The organism is Cellulomonas sp. RIT-PI-Y (genome assembly GCF_025642745.1).
Classification (GTDB): domain Bacteria; phylum Actinomycetota; class Actinomycetes; order Actinomycetales; family Cellulomonadaceae; genus Cellulomonas.
In genome coordinates this window covers 58,377-74,761 of the sequence record NZ_JANZKP010000011.1, presented here as the reverse complement: position 1 = coordinate 74,761, position 16,385 = coordinate 58,377, and the positions used below count along the sequence as shown (strand labels likewise).

General features: G+C 68.4%; 16 protein-coding genes. 8 read left to right on the top strand and 8 right to left on the bottom strand.

The window, feature by feature from the left end:
• Positions 1-262: 262 nt before the first annotated feature.
• A complete protein-coding gene (locus tag OGL89_RS05880) occupies positions 263-1,399 on the top strand; it encodes an ATP-binding protein (protein WP_263118971.1) in 1,137 nt (378 codons plus the stop codon).
• Positions 1,396-2,313 (top strand): hypothetical protein, encoded by a 918-nt coding sequence (locus tag OGL89_RS05875; protein ID WP_263118970.1) that lies wholly within the window; start codon positions 1,396-1,398, stop codon positions 2,311-2,313. The genes OGL89_RS05880 and OGL89_RS05875 overlap by 4 nt, the downstream gene beginning before the upstream one ends.
• A gap of 97 nt (positions 2,314-2,410) precedes the next feature.
• Here the strand turns inward: OGL89_RS05875 and OGL89_RS17140 are convergent, their stop codons facing one another.
• The 3 genes from OGL89_RS17140 to OGL89_RS05860 form a co-directional block, all read right to left on the bottom strand.
• Positions 2,411-2,776 (bottom strand): CopG family transcriptional regulator, encoded by a 366-nt coding sequence (locus OGL89_RS17140; RefSeq protein WP_263118969.1) that lies wholly within the window; start codon positions 2,774-2,776, stop codon positions 2,411-2,413.
• Complete coding sequence (locus OGL89_RS05865; RefSeq protein WP_263118968.1) at positions 2,773-3,039, bottom strand: hypothetical protein; 267 nt, start codon at positions 3,037-3,039, stop codon at positions 2,773-2,775. Before OGL89_RS05865 ends, OGL89_RS17140 begins: the two co-directional genes overlap by 4 nt.
• Positions 3,040-3,119: 80 nt before the next feature.
• Positions 3,120-4,079 (bottom strand): tyrosine-type recombinase/integrase, encoded by a 960-nt coding sequence (locus OGL89_RS05860; protein WP_263118967.1) that lies wholly within the window; start codon positions 4,077-4,079, stop codon positions 3,120-3,122.
• A 1,401-nt stretch (positions 4,080-5,480) separates the two neighbouring features.
• Here OGL89_RS05860 and OGL89_RS05855 point away from each other — a divergent pair.
• From OGL89_RS05855 to OGL89_RS05845, 3 genes are read left to right on the top strand one after another with little or no spacing between them, the layout of a single operon-like run.
• The gene (locus tag OGL89_RS05855; protein WP_263118966.1) at positions 5,481-6,299 is read left to right on the top strand and encodes a hypothetical protein; all 819 of its coding nucleotides are present in this window, start codon (positions 5,481-5,483) and stop codon (positions 6,297-6,299) included.
• Between the two features lie 47 nt (positions 6,300-6,346).
• Positions 6,347-6,778, top strand: coding sequence for a phage holin family protein (locus OGL89_RS05850; protein WP_263118965.1), 432 nt, complete (start codon positions 6,347-6,349; stop codon positions 6,776-6,778).
• A complete protein-coding gene (locus OGL89_RS05845; protein ID WP_263118964.1) occupies positions 6,771-7,379 on the top strand; it encodes a DUF3618 domain-containing protein in 609 nt (202 codons plus the stop codon). Before OGL89_RS05850 ends, OGL89_RS05845 begins: the two co-directional genes overlap by 8 nt.
• A 344-nt stretch (positions 7,380-7,723) precedes the next feature.
• Here the strand turns inward: OGL89_RS05845 and OGL89_RS05840 are convergent, their stop codons facing one another.
• Positions 7,724-8,266: a hypothetical protein gene (locus OGL89_RS05840; protein ID WP_263118962.1), complete on the bottom strand. Its 543-nt coding sequence runs from the start codon at positions 8,264-8,266 to the stop codon at positions 7,724-7,726.
• Positions 8,267-8,420: 154 nt separating this feature from the next.
• On the opposite strand from OGL89_RS05840, the gene OGL89_RS05835 reads away from it, so the two are divergent.
• Positions 8,421-8,939 carry a hypothetical protein gene (locus OGL89_RS05835; RefSeq protein ID WP_263118960.1) on the top strand — a complete coding sequence of 173 codons (519 nt, stop codon included), beginning with the start codon at positions 8,421-8,423 and terminating at the stop codon, positions 8,937-8,939.
• Between the two features lie 39 nt (positions 8,940-8,978).
• Here OGL89_RS05835 and OGL89_RS05830 read toward each other — a convergent pair whose 3' ends face one another.
• From OGL89_RS05830 to OGL89_RS05815, 4 genes are all read right to left on the bottom strand, one after another.
• The gene (locus OGL89_RS05830; RefSeq protein WP_263118959.1) at positions 8,979-9,125 is read right to left on the bottom strand and encodes a hypothetical protein; all 147 of its coding nucleotides are present in this window, start codon (positions 9,123-9,125) and stop codon (positions 8,979-8,981) included.
• Positions 9,126-9,709: 584 nt separating this feature from the next.
• Positions 9,710-10,972 (bottom strand): MFS transporter, encoded by a 1,263-nt coding sequence (locus tag OGL89_RS05825; RefSeq protein ID WP_263118958.1) that lies wholly within the window; start codon positions 10,970-10,972, stop codon positions 9,710-9,712.
• Positions 10,965-11,837: an alpha/beta hydrolase gene (locus OGL89_RS05820; protein ID WP_263118957.1), complete on the bottom strand. Its 873-nt coding sequence runs from the start codon at positions 11,835-11,837 to the stop codon at positions 10,965-10,967. Before OGL89_RS05820 ends, OGL89_RS05825 begins: the two co-directional genes overlap by 8 nt.
• 105 nt (positions 11,838-11,942) lie before the next feature.
• Positions 11,943-12,887: an alpha/beta hydrolase gene (locus OGL89_RS05815; RefSeq protein WP_263118956.1), complete on the bottom strand. Its 945-nt coding sequence runs from the start codon at positions 12,885-12,887 to the stop codon at positions 11,943-11,945.
• 95 nt (positions 12,888-12,982) lie between these two features.
• Between OGL89_RS05815 and OGL89_RS05810 the strand changes: the two genes are divergently transcribed.
• The gene (locus OGL89_RS05810; RefSeq protein ID WP_263118955.1) at positions 12,983-13,981 is read left to right on the top strand and encodes a LacI family DNA-binding transcriptional regulator; all 999 of its coding nucleotides are present in this window, start codon (positions 12,983-12,985) and stop codon (positions 13,979-13,981) included.
• A gap of 423 nt (positions 13,982-14,404) precedes the next feature.
• Positions 14,405-16,366 (top strand): hypothetical protein, encoded by a 1,962-nt coding sequence (locus OGL89_RS05805; RefSeq protein ID WP_263118954.1) that lies wholly within the window; start codon positions 14,405-14,407, stop codon positions 16,364-16,366.
• Positions 16,367-16,385 lie beyond the last annotated feature (19 nt).

Here is a 16,385-nt window from a genome sequence, read left to right as displayed (position 1 = left end):
TGGGCGCGACCACCAGCCGACCGCGACCGTGGGCGGGCGCGGTGCTCCGCACCTGCGCGCTCCCGATGGAACCCACCCAGCGGTCACGGAGCTCTTGAGTTCGCCGACCATCGCGACGAGGCCAGCGACTTCGCCTGGCTGCATCGAGATCTCCGCGAGAGATGCCCGATCCGTCCCCTGAACAGGACACCGGCGGCCGTGGATGCCTCTACGATGCAACCAAGAATCGACCTACGGGAGTGGGTGCAGGATGGCGCACGTCATGAGTGTCCACGTGGATGGCCTGGCAGGCAGATCAGATTCAGTTGAACTCGAATTCGATCGCCACACCAATATCATCTGGGGGCTAAATGGGAGCGGAAAGACGACCCTGCTCAAAATTATCCATGCCGCGTTGAATAATGACTCAAGGTCAATTAGAAGCCTTCCATTCAGATCAGCCGTAGTCAGAATTCATAGCATCGACCTCACCGCTGAGATTACGAGATCGATTTCGATGATCCCTGAAAACGGCGAACTCGACATCCTTGAGCCTGATGACGAGGTCGTCTTCGATCCCGATTTCGAGGAAACCGGCCCCCGATGGGCCACAGAATATAGCGAAGAAGTCGCGCGCGGCGTCGGTCGCTTGCACCATTCATACCTTTCTATCAACCGCCTAGTCGACGAGTCACGTGATCCTCGGTATCGTAATCCCAGGTTTCGCGAGGCGATCGATGACTCCACCCTAGATGACCTGTTTGCTCGACAAGTCACCCAAAGATGGCAAGCCTACTTTACTGAATCGCTTTCTCGGGTACGAGATATCCAACAACAAGGACTGGGTCAAGTGCTTTCGGTCTTGTTTGGGGGATCGAGAACTACTAGTCAAACGACCCTGCCCCAGACAGACGTCGGTGAAGCTTTCGAGATGACACGTGGGTTCTTGCGATCCCAGAACATTGCCGTCAATTTCAACAGAGGGTCTTTCAGCCAGCGATTCACCAGTGAGCGCAACCTCCAAGAGGTGGTGGGGCATATTCGAACAATCATGGAAAATGTGGACGAAGCAATCAGGCCTCAGGTCGATTTTGCACATCTCATCCGAGATCTTTACTCTGGCAGCAAGCAACTGGCGTTCGATTCTCGGGGAATCCGGGTAGTAGTCGATGGAGACGCAATCCCCCTCTCCTCTCTATCTTCAGGGGAGCGTCAAATACTGCATATTCTGCTCCAAGCATTATCAGGCGGGGAGAGCTCAGTAATCATCGATGAGCCTGAGATTTCGCTTCATGTAGATTGGCAAGAGCGACTGGTCGAGTCAATGCGCATTGTCAATCCCGACTGCCAACTCATTCTGGCGACACACAGCCCGGAGGTCATGGCCAACGTCGCCGACACGAATATTCATCAGATATGACGAACGTCAAGATACCTCAAAGCGCTGAGGCCTTCGCGCGCCGAGTAATGATGGGGAAGAAGCGCATCTGGGTCGTAGTGGAGGGGCGAGCATACGACACTCGATTCTACGACCGAGTTCTACGAAAGAGTCCGAATACGCTAAAGGCGGGATTTGAGATTCGCCTCGCTGAACAGATCGCGCACAACGGGTCGACAGCGGGCGGGAAATCCCACTGTCTGCGTCTTCATGACTACTACCGCCGCGACCACAAGTTGCGACAGCAGACAGCCAGCGGTGATCGCCTGATCGTCTTCATGCTCGATAAAGATCGAGACGACTTCACCGGCAGAAAAAAGAGATCAGATCACGTAATCTACACGCATCACGCTGACGTTGAGGCAGAGATCTATGCCCACGGCCGCCTTCGCAAGAGCCTTGCCGACTGTCTGTCACTTAGCAAACCGGAGTCCTCCAGCCTAGCCAAAGAGATCGGCGATCCGCTGGAGACACTCGCAGGTCATTGGGCAGAGTGGGTGTCCCTCGGCTGCATTGCCAGCGGCGCGGAATCTCGGTGCTCTATAAAGGCCGCGGGAGAGTCTACTATTCATAAGCAAAAGTACGGGCCACTCGATCTCGCACTTCGCGAGAAGGCGGCGCGCGAGGTCCATGCATCCGCAAGATGTTCGCCGGCTCGATACAAGCAACTCGAAGCTCGAATCGCCGGTGTGCGGCGCCGCGGTGAGATTGCTCTGTACTTGAAAGGCAAGCATGTGCCGGGCTACGTGGCTTGGAAAGCGCGAGAGTACTTTAGCAACCGTCGCGCGGTAAACTTGCGCGGACTTGAGACCGCCTTGACAACAGTGATACTCGGGTCGGTCGATTTTAATGGTGACTGGGTGCGACATTATCATTCACGAATCGAGGCGTTATAAACAGCTTTCCGTCACGCGAATGACAGTTCAACTTTGCTCTCCGATGTGTTCCGGAGGTCGACGTCGTGCACTACGTGGCCGTGTGCGATCGCGTCGTTCACGCACTGTGGAGGTACTCCTCAATGGCCTGGCGCATCACCGCGCTGGGCGTGCGCCCCTGATCGCGGGCAGCCCGAAGCAGTGCCTCGTCGACGTCTTCCGACAGACGGACCTGTCGCTTCGGGGAGCGCCCCGCACCGGATGACGACAGTCGCGGGCGACCACGCCCTCGCCGCACAGCCGCGTCGAGCTCATCCGCGGTGAGGAACGCCGCCAGATACTCCCGGCCGGGAGTATCGCCGCTCCCCTGCTCGACGACTGCGTAAGTACCGAGTTCGAAGCTGTCCGCTCCGACTTGCTCGGCAAGTCGCGCGAAGTGGGCGTCGTCGCTCCGCGTCGCATCGGCGTTGTTCTTCTCGGTCACAGCGCCCTCCTAGCCGCCTCAATGATCTTGGGTCGCGCTTGCATGACGTGGAAGACGACGAGCTGGCCTTGAGTGACCTCCGTCATCACCTCGAGCCGTCGCCCGTCGAGCCCTGGGCCGATGAACAGATCCGGAGCGCTCCGGCCGTCCACCCGCGAGGTGCCGAACGGTGAGACGCGCAGTTCGTAGTGGAGCACTGCATTGAGTGCGTCCTCGTGCGAGATGCCGTGCTTGCCGGCACTGCTGGTCCAACGGATCTTCATCCTAGTTCGGTACTCCCAAAATAGCCAGGGTTACGGTCGCAGAGATCCATGTCATCCACCAGGGTTCCTGCGCGGCTCGATCACGCGCGCGTCGCGGACGTCAGCCGGATCAGCGCGGCAGCCACCCGTAGAGCGACCTCCTCGCTCACTCCTCCGGAGAGCATCCGCATCACGTCGTCGGCGGCAGATTCGCTGAGGTCCGCGTGCCCAGCGCCTTCGGACAGGGGCGCGGCCGGAACTCGCCCGACCTGTTCAGGCGCACCGGCGCGCACCACCTCCAACAAGCTCTCCACCGGCACGTGGGTGTACACCTGCGTGGTCTCGGGCCGCGCGTGCCCCATCACCTTCTGCAATGCCAGCAGGTCCGGGTGGCGGGAGTTCGACGTCGTCGCGAAGGCGTGCCGCAGCTTGTGACCCGTCCACGCGCCGGACAGCGCCTGGCTCATCAGGCGCGAGACCGTGCCGGCGGACAGGTGCCCGTCTACTCGCCCCGAGAACAGCCAGCCCTCGGCGCGTTCGATGGCCGCGACCACGTCACGGTTCTCGATCGGCACGTACCGGGCCTTGCCGCCTTTACCCTCCACCCACAGGCCCCTGCCGTCCCAGTTGTCCCGGTGCGCCGTGGCGATCTCGCAGCACCGCAGCGCCGCGTACCGGGCCAATCGCAGCATCGTCGCCTCGCGCTGCGCGGACAGCCTGATCGCCCGGTCGACGACCGACCACGGTGCCGGCCGCGGAACCGCAGCCGGCACGCTCACCGGCTCCAGCCGTGCCGCGGGATCCTGCTCGATGTACCCCTCGAGGTACGCCCAACGGAAGAACTTCACGACGGACGCCCGAGCCGAGCGCCTGGTGTTCGCCTGCCACCGACTGTCGGCAAGGAAGCGCCGCAGGTCCTTGGTCGACGTCGCCCACGGTCCCCTGCGCTGTTCGAGCGCGAGCCGACGCAGGTAGCTCGAATGCACCCGGATCGAACCCGCCGAGAACTGCACCGACATCAGATACGTCCGGTACTCCTGGAGCGCCGTTGCCCAGTCCATACCCCCACCCTTCGTGTCCACCCGTTCGGGGTGGGTCACGATGCGGGACCGACGCCGCACACCCAGGGGCCGTACGACTCTGGACGGCGACGATTCACGGACAAGCCGCCGTGTACTTCACGGCTGTAATTTCGCAGATCAGCGCGTACACAGGGGGTGCCAAAGCTCGATCCGAGGCAGCTACTCATGCGAGGCGCATATCCCTCGAAGGCCGCACGCAGGCGCGGTACGCCGCCAGATCGACCACCAGCCCAGACGAGTAATCGGACGGTTACTGGTTCGAGTCCAGTCAAGGGAGCATCTGGCCCCCGGCAGCGATCCGTTGCCGGGGGTCTTCTGTTGCTGGGCCACGTCCGGAGCAGGGACCGGCATCGACGTTCACGACCCAGGAGGGGCTCCCGCTGACGTCGGCGCGCTGCTCGGCGCCGCTCCGCCGTCCCTCTGGCTGTGCGCGAGGGCGTGGCCGTCGCACGCTGCCAGTTCCTTACGTTTGCGGGGGCCCGCTCTTGGTTGCGCTGTCGGTCAGCCGCGCATCGCACTCGCAGCAGCCGTCCACCACACCCTGGGCTTGCTTCTATCCGCCATAGCGCTGAGCGTGAGCGCCCTGCCGCTCCTTTGGCTGGCCCTCGTCTGGGCTCTCCGCGCGGTCCGTGGCACCCGACCGATCCGGGCGTGGCGCCGGGCACAGACCGGCCCGTTTGTCCCTGATGCGGCCTCACAGCCCAGGGACATCGACCTCGCGCTCGCCGCGTCGACAACGCCAGCACGCTCGAGGTGCGAGCAGCCACGATCATCTCAGCGATGCCGAGCGGTGCGTCGAGTTCACAGTGACAGGGCGTGCCAGGCGACGCGCAAGGACTTCCCAACGGCCGTTGGTGCAGCGCTGACGCGTATTCCACCCCGGTCTGGCGTGCGATCGACGGCACTGGGTGGAGCGTGGCCACGGCCCCCTGATCGAGCCCACCGTCGCGATATCGATCGGGCCTCTGGCACCGTGGGAATTCCTCCACGGTGCCAGGAGCGCGGCCGTGGTCGACGGAAGCAGCCAGCGACGCGTTCCCGGCGGAATACGTGGACTCGACGCTGCGAGCGAGGTTGCAGGCGTGGGCAGCGCGCTCGAAGCAGCAAGCCAGCTCATCCTGAGCTGTTGTCACGACTCGCACATGGACGAAGACAGCCCATCCGAGCGCGACCAACACACCGACACGATGATGGCGAGCACCAGAAGCCACACGCCGCGATCCGGACGCTCTGCCGCCTCTCAGCCATCTCTCGACGGGCGCGGATAGCCAGACAGCCCTAGCGTCAAGTTAGCGCTGAGGACTCCATGTTCCGACGTCGCCCTGTGATGAAGCTGCGGGGAATCCGAAAGGCACCTTCACGGGTGGCGAGGAGGACGCGATGAGTACCAATGACAGCAGTGCGGCTGCGGTGACGGACACCGCGAAGGAGCAGGTATCAGAGCTGGCCACCGGAGCCGTGGACAGTGGCCAGGGCGTACTGGAGGAGGCGAAGGAGCAGGCTGCGGATGTCGTGCAGGAGGCCAAGGGTCAAGCACGCAACCTGCTGGGCGAGGCCCGTTCCGGCCTGAACGCTCAGGCATCCGAGCAGCAGTCACGGGCCGCCTCGAGCCTCCGCTCGCTCGGTGACGAACTCACCAGGATGGCGGACAGCTCCGAGCAGGACGGCCTCGCGACTGACTTGGTTCGCCAAGCAGCTGGGCACACCGGCTCCGTGGCGACCTGGCTCGAAGACCGTGAGCCGGGCGACATTCTGAGCGACGTGGCCGATTTTGCTCGAAAGCGGCCAGGAGTGTTCCTGGCGGTCGCGGCGGGAGCCGGGGTGCTTGCCGGCCGGTTGACCCGGGGCCTGAAGGATGCGCCATCGTCGGGCGATACCAGTGAGGCGTCCCGGACCACCGACACTGCGGACCTCCCGGCGCCGACGACTGCGGCCACCGATCCCGTTCCCGTCGTGGGTGAACACGGGCTCGATACCACAGCTGCGGACGAGCACGGTGCCGAGGTGCAGGTCGGGGGTGAGCAGTTCCATCAGCCGGAGTCGGATGCGACGACAGCGGTGGGTTCAGAGGAGCAGGCGTGGGTGTCCAGCGGGACGGGTTCCGCGACGCCGGTGCCGGCCGAATGGCCCCCGACAGAGGCAGCGGACGAGACCGATGATGACCCGTTGTCCGGCTTCCGGCAGGAGAACCGGCCGTGAGCGGGCCGGGTGACCTGCCCGGAGGGCCAACCGGACGCACCCCGCCCGTGGGCGAGCCGCCGTCCGGACCGAATGCGAACGGATCCGGCGAGGACCGTCCTTCGCTCGGTGACCTGATCGGCAACGTCACCCAGGACCTCTCGGCTCTGGTGCGCCAAGAGGTCGAGCTCGCCAAGGCCGAGCTGACCCAGTCCGCGAAGCGGGCGGGGACTGGAAGCGGGCTGTTGGCGGGGGCCGGAGTCGCCGGGCACTTCGTCCTGTTGTTCTTGTCGATCGCGTTGTGGTGGGCGCTGGCACACCCGCTCGGCCACTCGTGGTCGGCGCTGGTGGTCGCGTTGGTGTGGGGCGTGATCGCCGCCGTGCTTGCCCTGCGGGGCCGCTCGGAACTGCAGCGCATCAAGGGAGTGCCGCGTACGGCTGAGACGGTGAAGAAGATTCCCAACGCCCTCAAGGGCGAGGAGGAGGCGAACCATGAGTGAGAACCCGGATGAGATCCGCGCGCGGATCGACGCCACCCGTGCGGACTTGAGCGCAAACGTCGACGCGGTCGGCGACGCGCTGGATCCACGTCAGGTGGCGCACCGCCAGGCAGACAAGGTCCGAGGCAAGGCTCGCTCGGTCGTAGACCGGGTGATGGGCACCGCGCATGACGCTCGGAAGGCGGTCGACAGCAGCGTGGAGAATGCCTCCGACTCAGCGTCGGGCCTGGCCGAGAGCGTTCAGTCCGCGCCCTCAGCAGTCGCTCACAAGACCCAGGGCAACCCCTTGGCCGCCGGGTTGATTGCCTTCGGCGCCGGGTGGCTCGCCGCATCACTTCTTCCTGCTTCGCAGAAGGAACAGCAGGCGGCTACAGCCGTGAAGGAGCAAGCCCAGGCCCTGGCGCCTCAGGTCAAGGAGGCGGTTGGACAGGTGGCCGATGAGCTACGCGAGCCGGCGCAACACGCGGTCGACCAGGTCAAGGAACGTGCGAGCGAGGCAGCGGACGCGGTGACGCAAGAAGGCGCCGAAGCTGCTTCCGATCTGAAGGACCAGGCACAGCAGTCCGCCCAAGAAGTCCGAGAATCCACCCGACAGAACTGACGTATGGGCACCGCTGGTCGAGCAATCGAGTTCCTCGACCAGCGGTGCCCGTCATGCTCTCACCTGCAATCGACGTCCGGTGCAGACCGGAACCCAGAGACCGTGGCCCACCCGCCCATGGCTTCGTCTGAGTCCTTTCGTTCCGAGGCATCCGCAGCCCGTAGCACGGAGTAGATGCCACTCACTCATCGGGTGAGACCTTCGAGGGCTCCGAACATGTGGAGCCCGGGAGATTCTTAGCCGGAGCGACGGCTCGTCAAGAAGGCGTCAAGGCCGAGGACGGACAAGACGTCTTCGATGACCTCCGGTACGCCTCGGAGGTGGCGGGGTCGTCGGTGCCGGGCTCAGCCGCGCCGGTTGGCCGCGAGTTCGGCGTCGACGAAGAACGCGACGCTGTCCTCGAGTCCGTTCTCGACGAGCTTGAACGCCTTGCCGATGGGATTGGCCGTGTTGCCGCCGGGACCCGTGACGACCAGGAGGAAGCCGAACAGCTGCGCCTGTTCCGGGGTCAGATCGACCCACCGGTATCCGTGTCCGCGCACCAGCACCTCGCCCACGTAGCAGCCGGCGGTATAGGTGGTCTCGGCCACCAGGTCGGACCCCGGCTCTCCGAACGAGTCGAGCAGATCGTCCACCCAGCGCAGACTCCCCGTCGAGTAGTCCAGGGCGATCCCGCCGATGTTCTGAGCGGCCTCGACGAAGGAGTCCGCAAGGGCGGCGGCGTGCTCCGCTCGGGGCGGGTGCGGCAGACTCAGCCCCCGCCCGTTCCAGGCCGGGCCTCTCGGGCTCGGCGCGTCGCCTCCAGGCGTGACGTCGTCACGCACCGGGACGGGCTCGACGTGCGACCCGTTCCCGTCCTCGGCCCGTCGCTTCTTGAAGATCCCCATGTGGAGCTCCCTCGTGTCGAAGTTCTTCGAAGAGGGCTCCGACGGTAGAGACCTCCCGCCGAACGGGCAACCGGTGAGGGCTGCCCGTCTCACGGATCGAACTTGTTCGCTCAAAGAAGTTGAGCTGGGTGGAACAGGCTCTACGGCGTGCCCCATGAGCCGAATCCTCTTCGCACAGGTCCTCTCCGCCTCCGTCGTGGCCACCGCGCTGCTGCTCTCGAGCTGCTCTGCCGCCGAGGAGAGCGCGGCCGATCCGACCGCCGGTGTGCAGGACACCGTCGAGCCGGAGTCGACGTCGAACGCGTCGACCGCCCCCACGGACTCGGCCGCGACGCCCGCGTCCGTCAGCACGATCACCGGCACCGGCTACAGCTACGCCGTGCCGGAGGGCTGGGTGGCACTGCCCGCGTCCAGTGACCCCGCCTTCGCCGCCCTGGACTCGATGGCGGCGGACAGCGCGAACACCGCCGACGGGTTCTCCGACAGCACCGCGATCGCCATCGCGGGCGACCGCACGCTGCCGCTCGAGGCTCGTCGCACCGTCCTGGACCTGGCGCAGGAGTCGACGGTCCTCGGCCATCCCGATCGGGCCGAGGACGTGGAGCCGCACCCCGACGATGTGGCCCGGCTCGGCGCCCGCCTCGACGAGGTCGCCGCCGACCTCCGATCCTGATCGGCCCTCCGGAGCGCGCGGGGTGGACGCCCCACGCGGTCAGCCCGCCTCCGCTTCCCAGCCGTCGTAGTCCCCGCCGGGGACGGAGGCGGCCAGCGCCTCGAAGTACGCACGCATCGCCCGGACGTTCGCGGGGTCGACCGCCAGGTCGTCGCGGCTCGCGATCACGCCGAGGGGCTCGGTCACCGGCCGTACTGTCCAGCCATCGGCCACCAGCGTCCGAACGAGTTCCTGCTGTCCCGGCACCGTCGAGCACAGGAGGTAGTGGATCCAGTCCCGGGGCGCCGACAGTCCGCGGGGGGTGTCCGCCAAGAGGGCCAGGAGCCGATCGTCCCACGGATGCCCGGTGGGCCCGGGGCCGGTCGCGGACGGCGTCACCCGGGGCCTCGAGCTCGTCGCTGATCTCGAAGACCCGGGTGCCGGAGACGACTCCTCCGGCGGGCGTCTGCTCGGCGATCGTGAGGGCCTCGGCGTAGAGGTCACGCAACGACCGCCACTCCTCGGCGATCTCGTCCGACGGGGTCACGGACGCCAGGACCTCGATCCGCCGGGACAGGTCGTCGCCCGGGTCGTCAGCCGACTGCTCGCTTGGTCCGCCGGGTGTGGTGACCGCGTCGACGTCCGGCGCTCCTCCCTGTCCCGAGCACCCGCCCACCGCCACCACGACGGCGAGCACAAGGGTCGACAGGACGCGTGCCCAGTGCGAGTGGAGGCGTGTCATGGCTCCTCCTCCTGTGGTCCAGCGGGTGGCGCCGAGGGATGCCCCGCTCTCATCGCACCGCGCGCACGGGCAGCACGGCCAGACCCCCGACCAGGACCAGGAACGCGGCCCAGACGTAGAGCACCACGTAACCCGAACTCCCCCACCCCACGACGATCGGCGCGGCCGTCAGGGGGACGACGACCTGCGGGAGCTGGTAGGCCAGCGCGACGACGCCCAGGTCCTTGCCCGCGTCGGCGAACGAGGGCAGCACCTCGGTCATGAGCGCGACGTCGACCGCGATGTAGGCCCCCTGGCCGATCCCGATGACGACGAGGGCGGCCAGGAAGAGCGCTTGGTCCGTGCTCGAGACGGCGAGCAGCAGCCCGCAGGCGGTGATCCCGCATGCGGCGAGCACGATCGGTTTGCGCCGGCCGGTGCGGTCGGACACCCAGCTCAACAGGGCCGCCGACAGGGCCGACCCGACGAAGTAGCAGCCCAGCGCCCGAGCCTGCACCCCGGACGCCTGGTCGAGCGGCACGGACAGCCGGTCGACGATGAAGTAGAGCAGGTAGAGCATCACCGAGACCATGCCGGTGGTCACCAGGAACCGGCAGGCCCAGGCCCACGCGAAGTCCCGGTACCGGACCGGGCTCAACCAATAGGTGCTGAGCAGGACCCGCAGGGTCAACGGCGGCGGAGCGCCGGTGAGCACGGCGTCGCGAAGGACAGCCACCAGGACGAGGCACAGCGCCGATCCGACCGCGCCCGGCACCAGGAACCACAGCCGCCGCTGATCGTCGGGGAGCACGCTCACCAGCGCCGCACCGGCGATCAGCGCCATGCCGCTGGCGATGCCGGTCGCCCCGGCGACCCGCGCACGGATCCGGGTCGGGACCTGGTCGGCCAACAACGCGTGCTGCGCGACGGTCACAGCACCGAACCCGACCTGTACGACACACCAGGACCACACCATCGTCGCCAGGCCGTCGGCGTGCGCGAGGGCGACGACACCGGCGAATCCGACCAGGGTGCCGCCGACCATCCACGGTCGGCGCATGCCGGCCCGGGCCGTGGTCCGGTCGCTCAGCCGGCCCAGGAGCGGGGTGGCGATCATCAGCACGAGCCCGCCGATGCCCGCGACCACCGCCAGGCGCGCGTCCTTCAGGTCGGGATCCCAGACGGCCAGCGCACGGGGGGCCGCCGCACCACTGATTCCGGCCACGACGAGATTTGCGCCGAACCAGGCCGCGACCAGGACCACCACGAATCCACTGCGCTGGACCCGGGCGAACGGCGCCTCGACCTCGGCCACCGTCCTGGCCTCAGACATGCAGGCCCCGGAGCACCGAGACGACGTGGCCGTGCCAATCACGGGCGGCGAGCAGCGTCCCCGGCCACCCCGGCGAGTCGTGGCCGAGCCCGAGCCCGACGAACGCACTGGACTCGACTCCCGCGGCACGCAGGCGTGCGTGATATGCCTCGCCGTCACCTCGCAACACGTCGTACTGCGCCAGGAGCAGGTGGGCCGGGGGCAGCCCGGACAGGTCCGGGTGCCGCAGCGGCGAGGCGATCGGATCGAGAGCCTGCGAGGCGCGCGCGAGGTAGTCCCGCCCGATCCCGAGGTACTCACGACGCACGGCCCACGCGGGGACGCCGATCCGACGCAGGGCACCGAATCGCATGCGGCGGGTCGTCAGGTCGAGCACCGGCACCTCGAGCACCTGCAGACGCAGCGGCGGTCCGTCATGAGACCGGTCGCGGTCGAGCAGCGCCAGAGAGGCCGCGATGTTGGCCCCGGACGACTGCCCTCCCACTGCGAGCCGTTGTACGTCGATCCCGTGCTCCGGTCCGTGCTCGCGCACCCATTGCAGCACCGCGTGACCCTGCTCCACCGGGGTCGGGCACCGGTGCTCCGGGGCCAGGGCATAGTCGACGGCGACCACCGCCACCCGCGCGTCCCGCGCCCGGCTGCGATTCGTCCAGTCGGTCGACGGGTGGTCGAGACCGCCCTGCCGGAACCCGCCGCCGAAGAACTGCACGACCGCCGGCAGCGCTCCCGCGTCATCGGGCCGGACGATGCGCACCCGCACGTCGGGATGTCCCGCCACCGGGACGACGACCTCCTCCTGGCGCGCCTCGGGCAGCGGCAGACCGACCTCGGGCCACGCGGCGCGCTCGGCCTCGAACGCGAGCACCCGGCGGCGTTCAGGGTCACGCGTCCGCTCGCCTCCCGCACGGAGGGCTGCGCGATACCGGGCTCGGACGGTGGGGTCGAACGGCATACAGGAGTCCTCTCGGGGTCAGTCGGTCCACGGTGTGACGGTGGCGCCGGTGGTCCCATAGTGTCGGGCGAGCTCGGAGGCGGCCGTGCGGTGCCACCAGCGCGCGGGGGGGTATCCGCCGGTACAGCCGATGGTGGCGTGCAGGTGGTCCTGACCGCGGACGACCCGCACGTCGACACCCGCACGGGCGAGCCTCCTGGCGAACACCTCACCCCCGTCGCGCAAGGGGTCGAGCGCCGCAGTCATCACCAGCGTCGGGGGGAGGCCGGACAGCGCACCCGCCCACGCGTCGGACCCGAGCAGCGGGTGGTCACCGATGCCGGCCAGCGGATCGTCCAGGCCGTACCCCCGGGAGAAGGCGCGCACCGACTCCTGCTCCGGCCTCACACACACGGCGGGGACCTCGAGGTGCACATGCCGGACCGGGGCCGCCGCGTCACGGAGTCGGACCGACGCCGCGGCGGCGATCGACGCCCCCGCGGAGGTGCCCCCGAGCCCGACCCCGCTCACGTCCACGCCGGCCACATCGCCGGACAGCAGGGACCCCATCGCGTCGACGGTGTCCTCGACGGCCGCGCCCGGTTCGTTCTCCGGCACGAGCCGGTAGTCCAGCGAGTACACCTGCACACCGGACAGCAGGGACCTGGCGGCCAACAGACGGTCGTTGACGCGTTCGTGGACGCTCCCCGACCAGAAGCCCCCACCGTGCAGGTAGAGCTGGGTGGCAAGCGGTTCGTCCCCGCGAGCAGCCGGACGGTAACGGCGCGCCGTCCTCCCGGCGAGCGACACCTCGCCCACCTCGACCAGGTCACGGGCAGTCGGGTCGACCGCGGCCGTGAACTCCAGGGCCAGGCGGTCGGACAGGACGCGCGCCGATGCCCTGCGCTCCTGCCACGTCGCACCGCCACCACCCGACCCGAGCTCGCGCGCCCGTTCGAGCCAGTGGCGCAAGAACGGATCCACCCGAACTCCTCATCGAAGAACTTCGATCGAATGAGTTGAAGAGTAGAGGTGTCGAGGCCGACGGGCAAGGTGTGCCGGCCCTACACTCGGGCGACATGGACGACCGGAGGCCTCGCGGGACGATCTACTCCGTCGCGGAGCGAGCGGGGGTCAGCATCTCGACCGTCTCGCTGGCCGTGAACCATCCCGAACGGGTGGGCGCCGAGACCCGCAGGCGCGTCGTCCAGGCCGCCCGCGAGCTCGGGTACCGGCCGCTGTCCAAGGACGGGGTGACCCGTGGCGGGCGCACCGCCGGGATCGCGGTGGTCGCACCGTTCTCGTCCTATCCCTCGTACGGGCGACGCCTGGCCGGCATCCTGGATCGTCTGCGCGAGACCAGCATCGACGTCATCGTGCACGATGTCGCCTCCGCTGCGGCGGCCGACCAGCCCCTGCTGGACGCCCTGCCGGTCCGCGCCGGGATCGACGGCGTGGTCCTGATGGGGGTCCCCCTGACGCGCGAGGCCCACGACGCCCTCACCGCCTCCGCCCCGGTCGTGATGGTCGATGTCGTCGATGCCCCGGGTTCCTCGGTCCGGACCGACGATCGGGGCGCCGGCACACTGCTCGGTCGGCATCTCCTCGAACGAGGCCACCGGAACGCCGTGTTCCTCCACGAGGAGCAGCGCTCTCCCGCTTACACCTCCGGCGGGATGTTGCGGGTCGAGGGGCTGACGGCGTCGCTGCAGGACGGCGGCGGCCGACTGCGCACTCTGCAGATCGACGACCTCGAAGACCCCGCGGCCTACGGTGCGGCCCTGGACCGGGTCGCCGAAGACTCCTCGGTGACCGCCGTCGTCGGCAACCACGAGCTGATCGCGGTCGGCGCTCTGGCCGCCTCCCGAACGCGATCGGACCAGCGGGTCGCGGTCGCCGGGTTCGACGACTCCCCGCTCGCAACGGTCCTCGGGCTCACCACGGTCCGGCAGCCCTTTGAGGAGTCGGGCCGCATCGCCGCCGAGCTCATGCTCGATCTCCTGGCCGGCCGCACCGGCACCCGCCGGGTCGAGCTCACCGGTGACCTGATGGTCAGGGCGTCCACTCAGACTCCGTGAACACGGGCACGACGCTGCGACGACGGTGGGATTCATGACGGCGCTCTCGGGGAGTGGACGGCGGACCCGACGCTGCCTGGCATCGGTGGAATCGTGAGCTGACGCTCACCCGCGGCAGGGGGCACGACGTGCAGACCGAGCACGCACGCGAGGTGCTTCACCGCCCGCGACTCCGGTAGCGCTACTCAGCCCGGGACGACCCGGCCTGGATGCGGCGGGGGCCCACCCGCGGTGGCGTGGCACACCTTCGAGCCGCGTCCAGGGTGATGGCGCTGCACCGCCTACGTGGAAACCCGTACGCGGGCTCTGAGTGGCTCGCGGAGGCGCGCAATCTGAGGGTGTCCCGGCACGGTGCGGCCATCGGTCGGGGCACGCCGACCGCACCGCGGCACGGCTCAGCCGCCGCACTCGAAGGACACTGCCATGCACCTGCACCGTCTCCGCCGCCCCGTCAGCGCCGCCGTCACCGCCGCCGTGCTGGCCGGCCTCGGCGGCACCTCCGTCGCCCGGGCCGACGACATCGATCCGGCTCCCGTCGTCGTCCTCGACGAGACCTCCACCGACGACGACATCGACGAGGACGCGCGCGAGGACGGGGACAACGGGACCCGCTCGGCCGACGAGTCCGACGACGGGTCGCAGGCGGCGGAGCCCTCCGACGACGAGCCGGTCGACGCGACCGCCGAGCCCGGGACCGATGACGCGTCCGCCGCGACGACGGCCGAGGCTCCGGCGAGCCCGAGCCCGAGTCCGATGTCGGCGTCGTCGCTGGCGGTCACGGACGAGGTGGTCCGCGACGGACGCACGGACGAGGAGATCTTCCCGGACCCCGCGCTGCGCCAGTGCGTGCGGGACTGGGTCGCGTCGATCCAGGAGATCGACGAGCTGCCCGCGGACCAGTCGATCCCGATGGACGTGGTGGCGACGAACTACAACGACTTCTTCTGCTCCGACCCCGCGCTCGTCGACCTGACCGGCATCGACGAGCTCAAGGGGACCTGGGGGGTGCACCTGAACAACTCGGCCGTGACCGACCTCGGCCCGCTCGCGGGGATGACCTCGGTGCAGTCGCTCTCCCTGAACGGCGTGGCCGCCTCCGACCTGACCGGGATCCCCGAGATGCCCGCGCTGAACTGGCTGAACCTCTGGTCGATGCCGGTGTCCGACCTGACCCTGCTCGAGGGCCTGCCGTTACGGCAGCTCAGCCTGAACGACCTCCCGCTCACCGACCTCACCTCGTTGGAGCGGATCCCGACCCTCGACCAGCTCCAGGTGGTCGCGCTGCCGATCACGGACATCGACCCGGTCGCCGCGCTGCCCCGGCTCGTCTCGTTCGAGGCCCTGGGCATCGAGGAGCTCACGGATCTGAGCCCGCTCGCCGGGCTGACGGCGCTGCAGATCGTCAAGCTCACCGACGTGCCCGCCACCGACCTGAGTCCGATCGCGGGGCTGACCGCGTTGTGGGCGCTGACCCTGAGTCAGATGGACATCACCGACGTGTCGCCGCTCTCCGACCTGCCGGCGCTGAGCTCGCTGCAGATCACCAAGTGCCCGCTGTTCCTCGACCTCGCCCCGATCACGGGCCTCACCACCCTGACCTCCCTGTACCTCTGGCAGCTCCCCGTCACGGACCTGAGCCCGCTGACCGACCTGCCCGCGCTCGCCAACCTCACCGTCAACCGGACCCAGGTGAGCGACCTCGGCCCGCTGGCGGGCATGGCGGCGCTCAGCTACCTGGACATCGGGTACAACCGGATCAGCGACCTCTCGCCGCTGGCCGAGGTGACCACCCTGGTCAACGTCTCCGCCTACGGCCAGGCCATCACCCTGCCCGACGTGCTGGTGGGTGAGCCGACCGCTGACATCGTGCGGGACCTGAACGGCCTGGTCGCCCTCACCGTGGTCGACGGCCCGCAGGCCGAGCAGGTCGACGGCACCCGCACCTACGCCGACGCCGGTGTCTCCACCATGACCTGGTCGGTCCCGTCGGGGATCGGCGCCTGGGGCACCTTCAGCGGCACCGCGACGCAGACCGTGGTGGCCGTGGCCGACCCCGAGGTGCCGGACACCGAGACACCCGATGCCGACACGCCCGACGCCGACGCACCGGATGCCGTGACGCCCGATGCCGAGCAGCCCGGCACGGACGAGGACGCCACCGACCCGGCACCGGGCGTCGATGGGACCACGCCGGACGGCGAGGGTGCCACCGACCCGGGCACCGAGGTCATCTCCCCCGACCCCACGCCGGTCGCCGCCGAGACCTCCACCACCGCACCGCGGCTCGCCGTCACCGGCACGTCGGTCCTGGTCGGACTGGCCGGGCTCGGTCTGCTCAGCGTCGGCCTGAGCCTGGTGGCACTGCGGCGCCGCAGCAGGGCGTGACGCCCCGCATCCCGCCCGG

Coding starts and splice junctions, on each gene's coding strand:
- OGL89_RS05880 (WP_263118971.1), top strand. CDS start 263: ATGAGTGTCCACGTGGATGGCCTGGCAGGCAGATCAGATTCAGTTGAA.
- OGL89_RS05875 (WP_263118970.1), top strand. CDS start 1,396: ATGACGAACGTCAAGATACCTCAAAGCGCTGAGGCCTTCGCGCGCCGA.
- OGL89_RS05865 (WP_263118968.1), bottom strand. CDS start 3,039: ATGAAGATCCGTTGGACCAGCAGTGCCGGCAAGCACGGCATCTCGCAC.
- OGL89_RS05860 (WP_263118967.1), bottom strand. CDS start 4,079: ATGGACTGGGCAACGGCGCTCCAGGAGTACCGGACGTATCTGATGTCG.
- OGL89_RS05855 (WP_263118966.1), top strand. CDS start 5,481: ATGAGTACCAATGACAGCAGTGCGGCTGCGGTGACGGACACCGCGAAG.
- OGL89_RS05845 (WP_263118964.1), top strand. CDS start 6,771: ATGAGTGAGAACCCGGATGAGATCCGCGCGCGGATCGACGCCACCCGT.
- OGL89_RS05840 (WP_263118962.1), bottom strand. CDS start 8,266: ATGGGGATCTTCAAGAAGCGACGGGCCGAGGACGGGAACGGGTCGCAC.
- OGL89_RS05835 (WP_263118960.1), top strand. CDS start 8,421: ATGAGCCGAATCCTCTTCGCACAGGTCCTCTCCGCCTCCGTCGTGGCC.
- OGL89_RS05825 (WP_263118958.1), bottom strand. CDS start 10,972: ATGTCTGAGGCCAGGACGGTGGCCGAGGTCGAGGCGCCGTTCGCCCGG.
- OGL89_RS05810 (WP_263118955.1), top strand. CDS start 12,983: ATGGACGACCGGAGGCCTCGCGGGACGATCTACTCCGTCGCGGAGCGA.
- OGL89_RS05805 (WP_263118954.1), top strand. CDS start 14,405: ATGCACCTGCACCGTCTCCGCCGCCCCGTCAGCGCCGCCGTCACCGCC.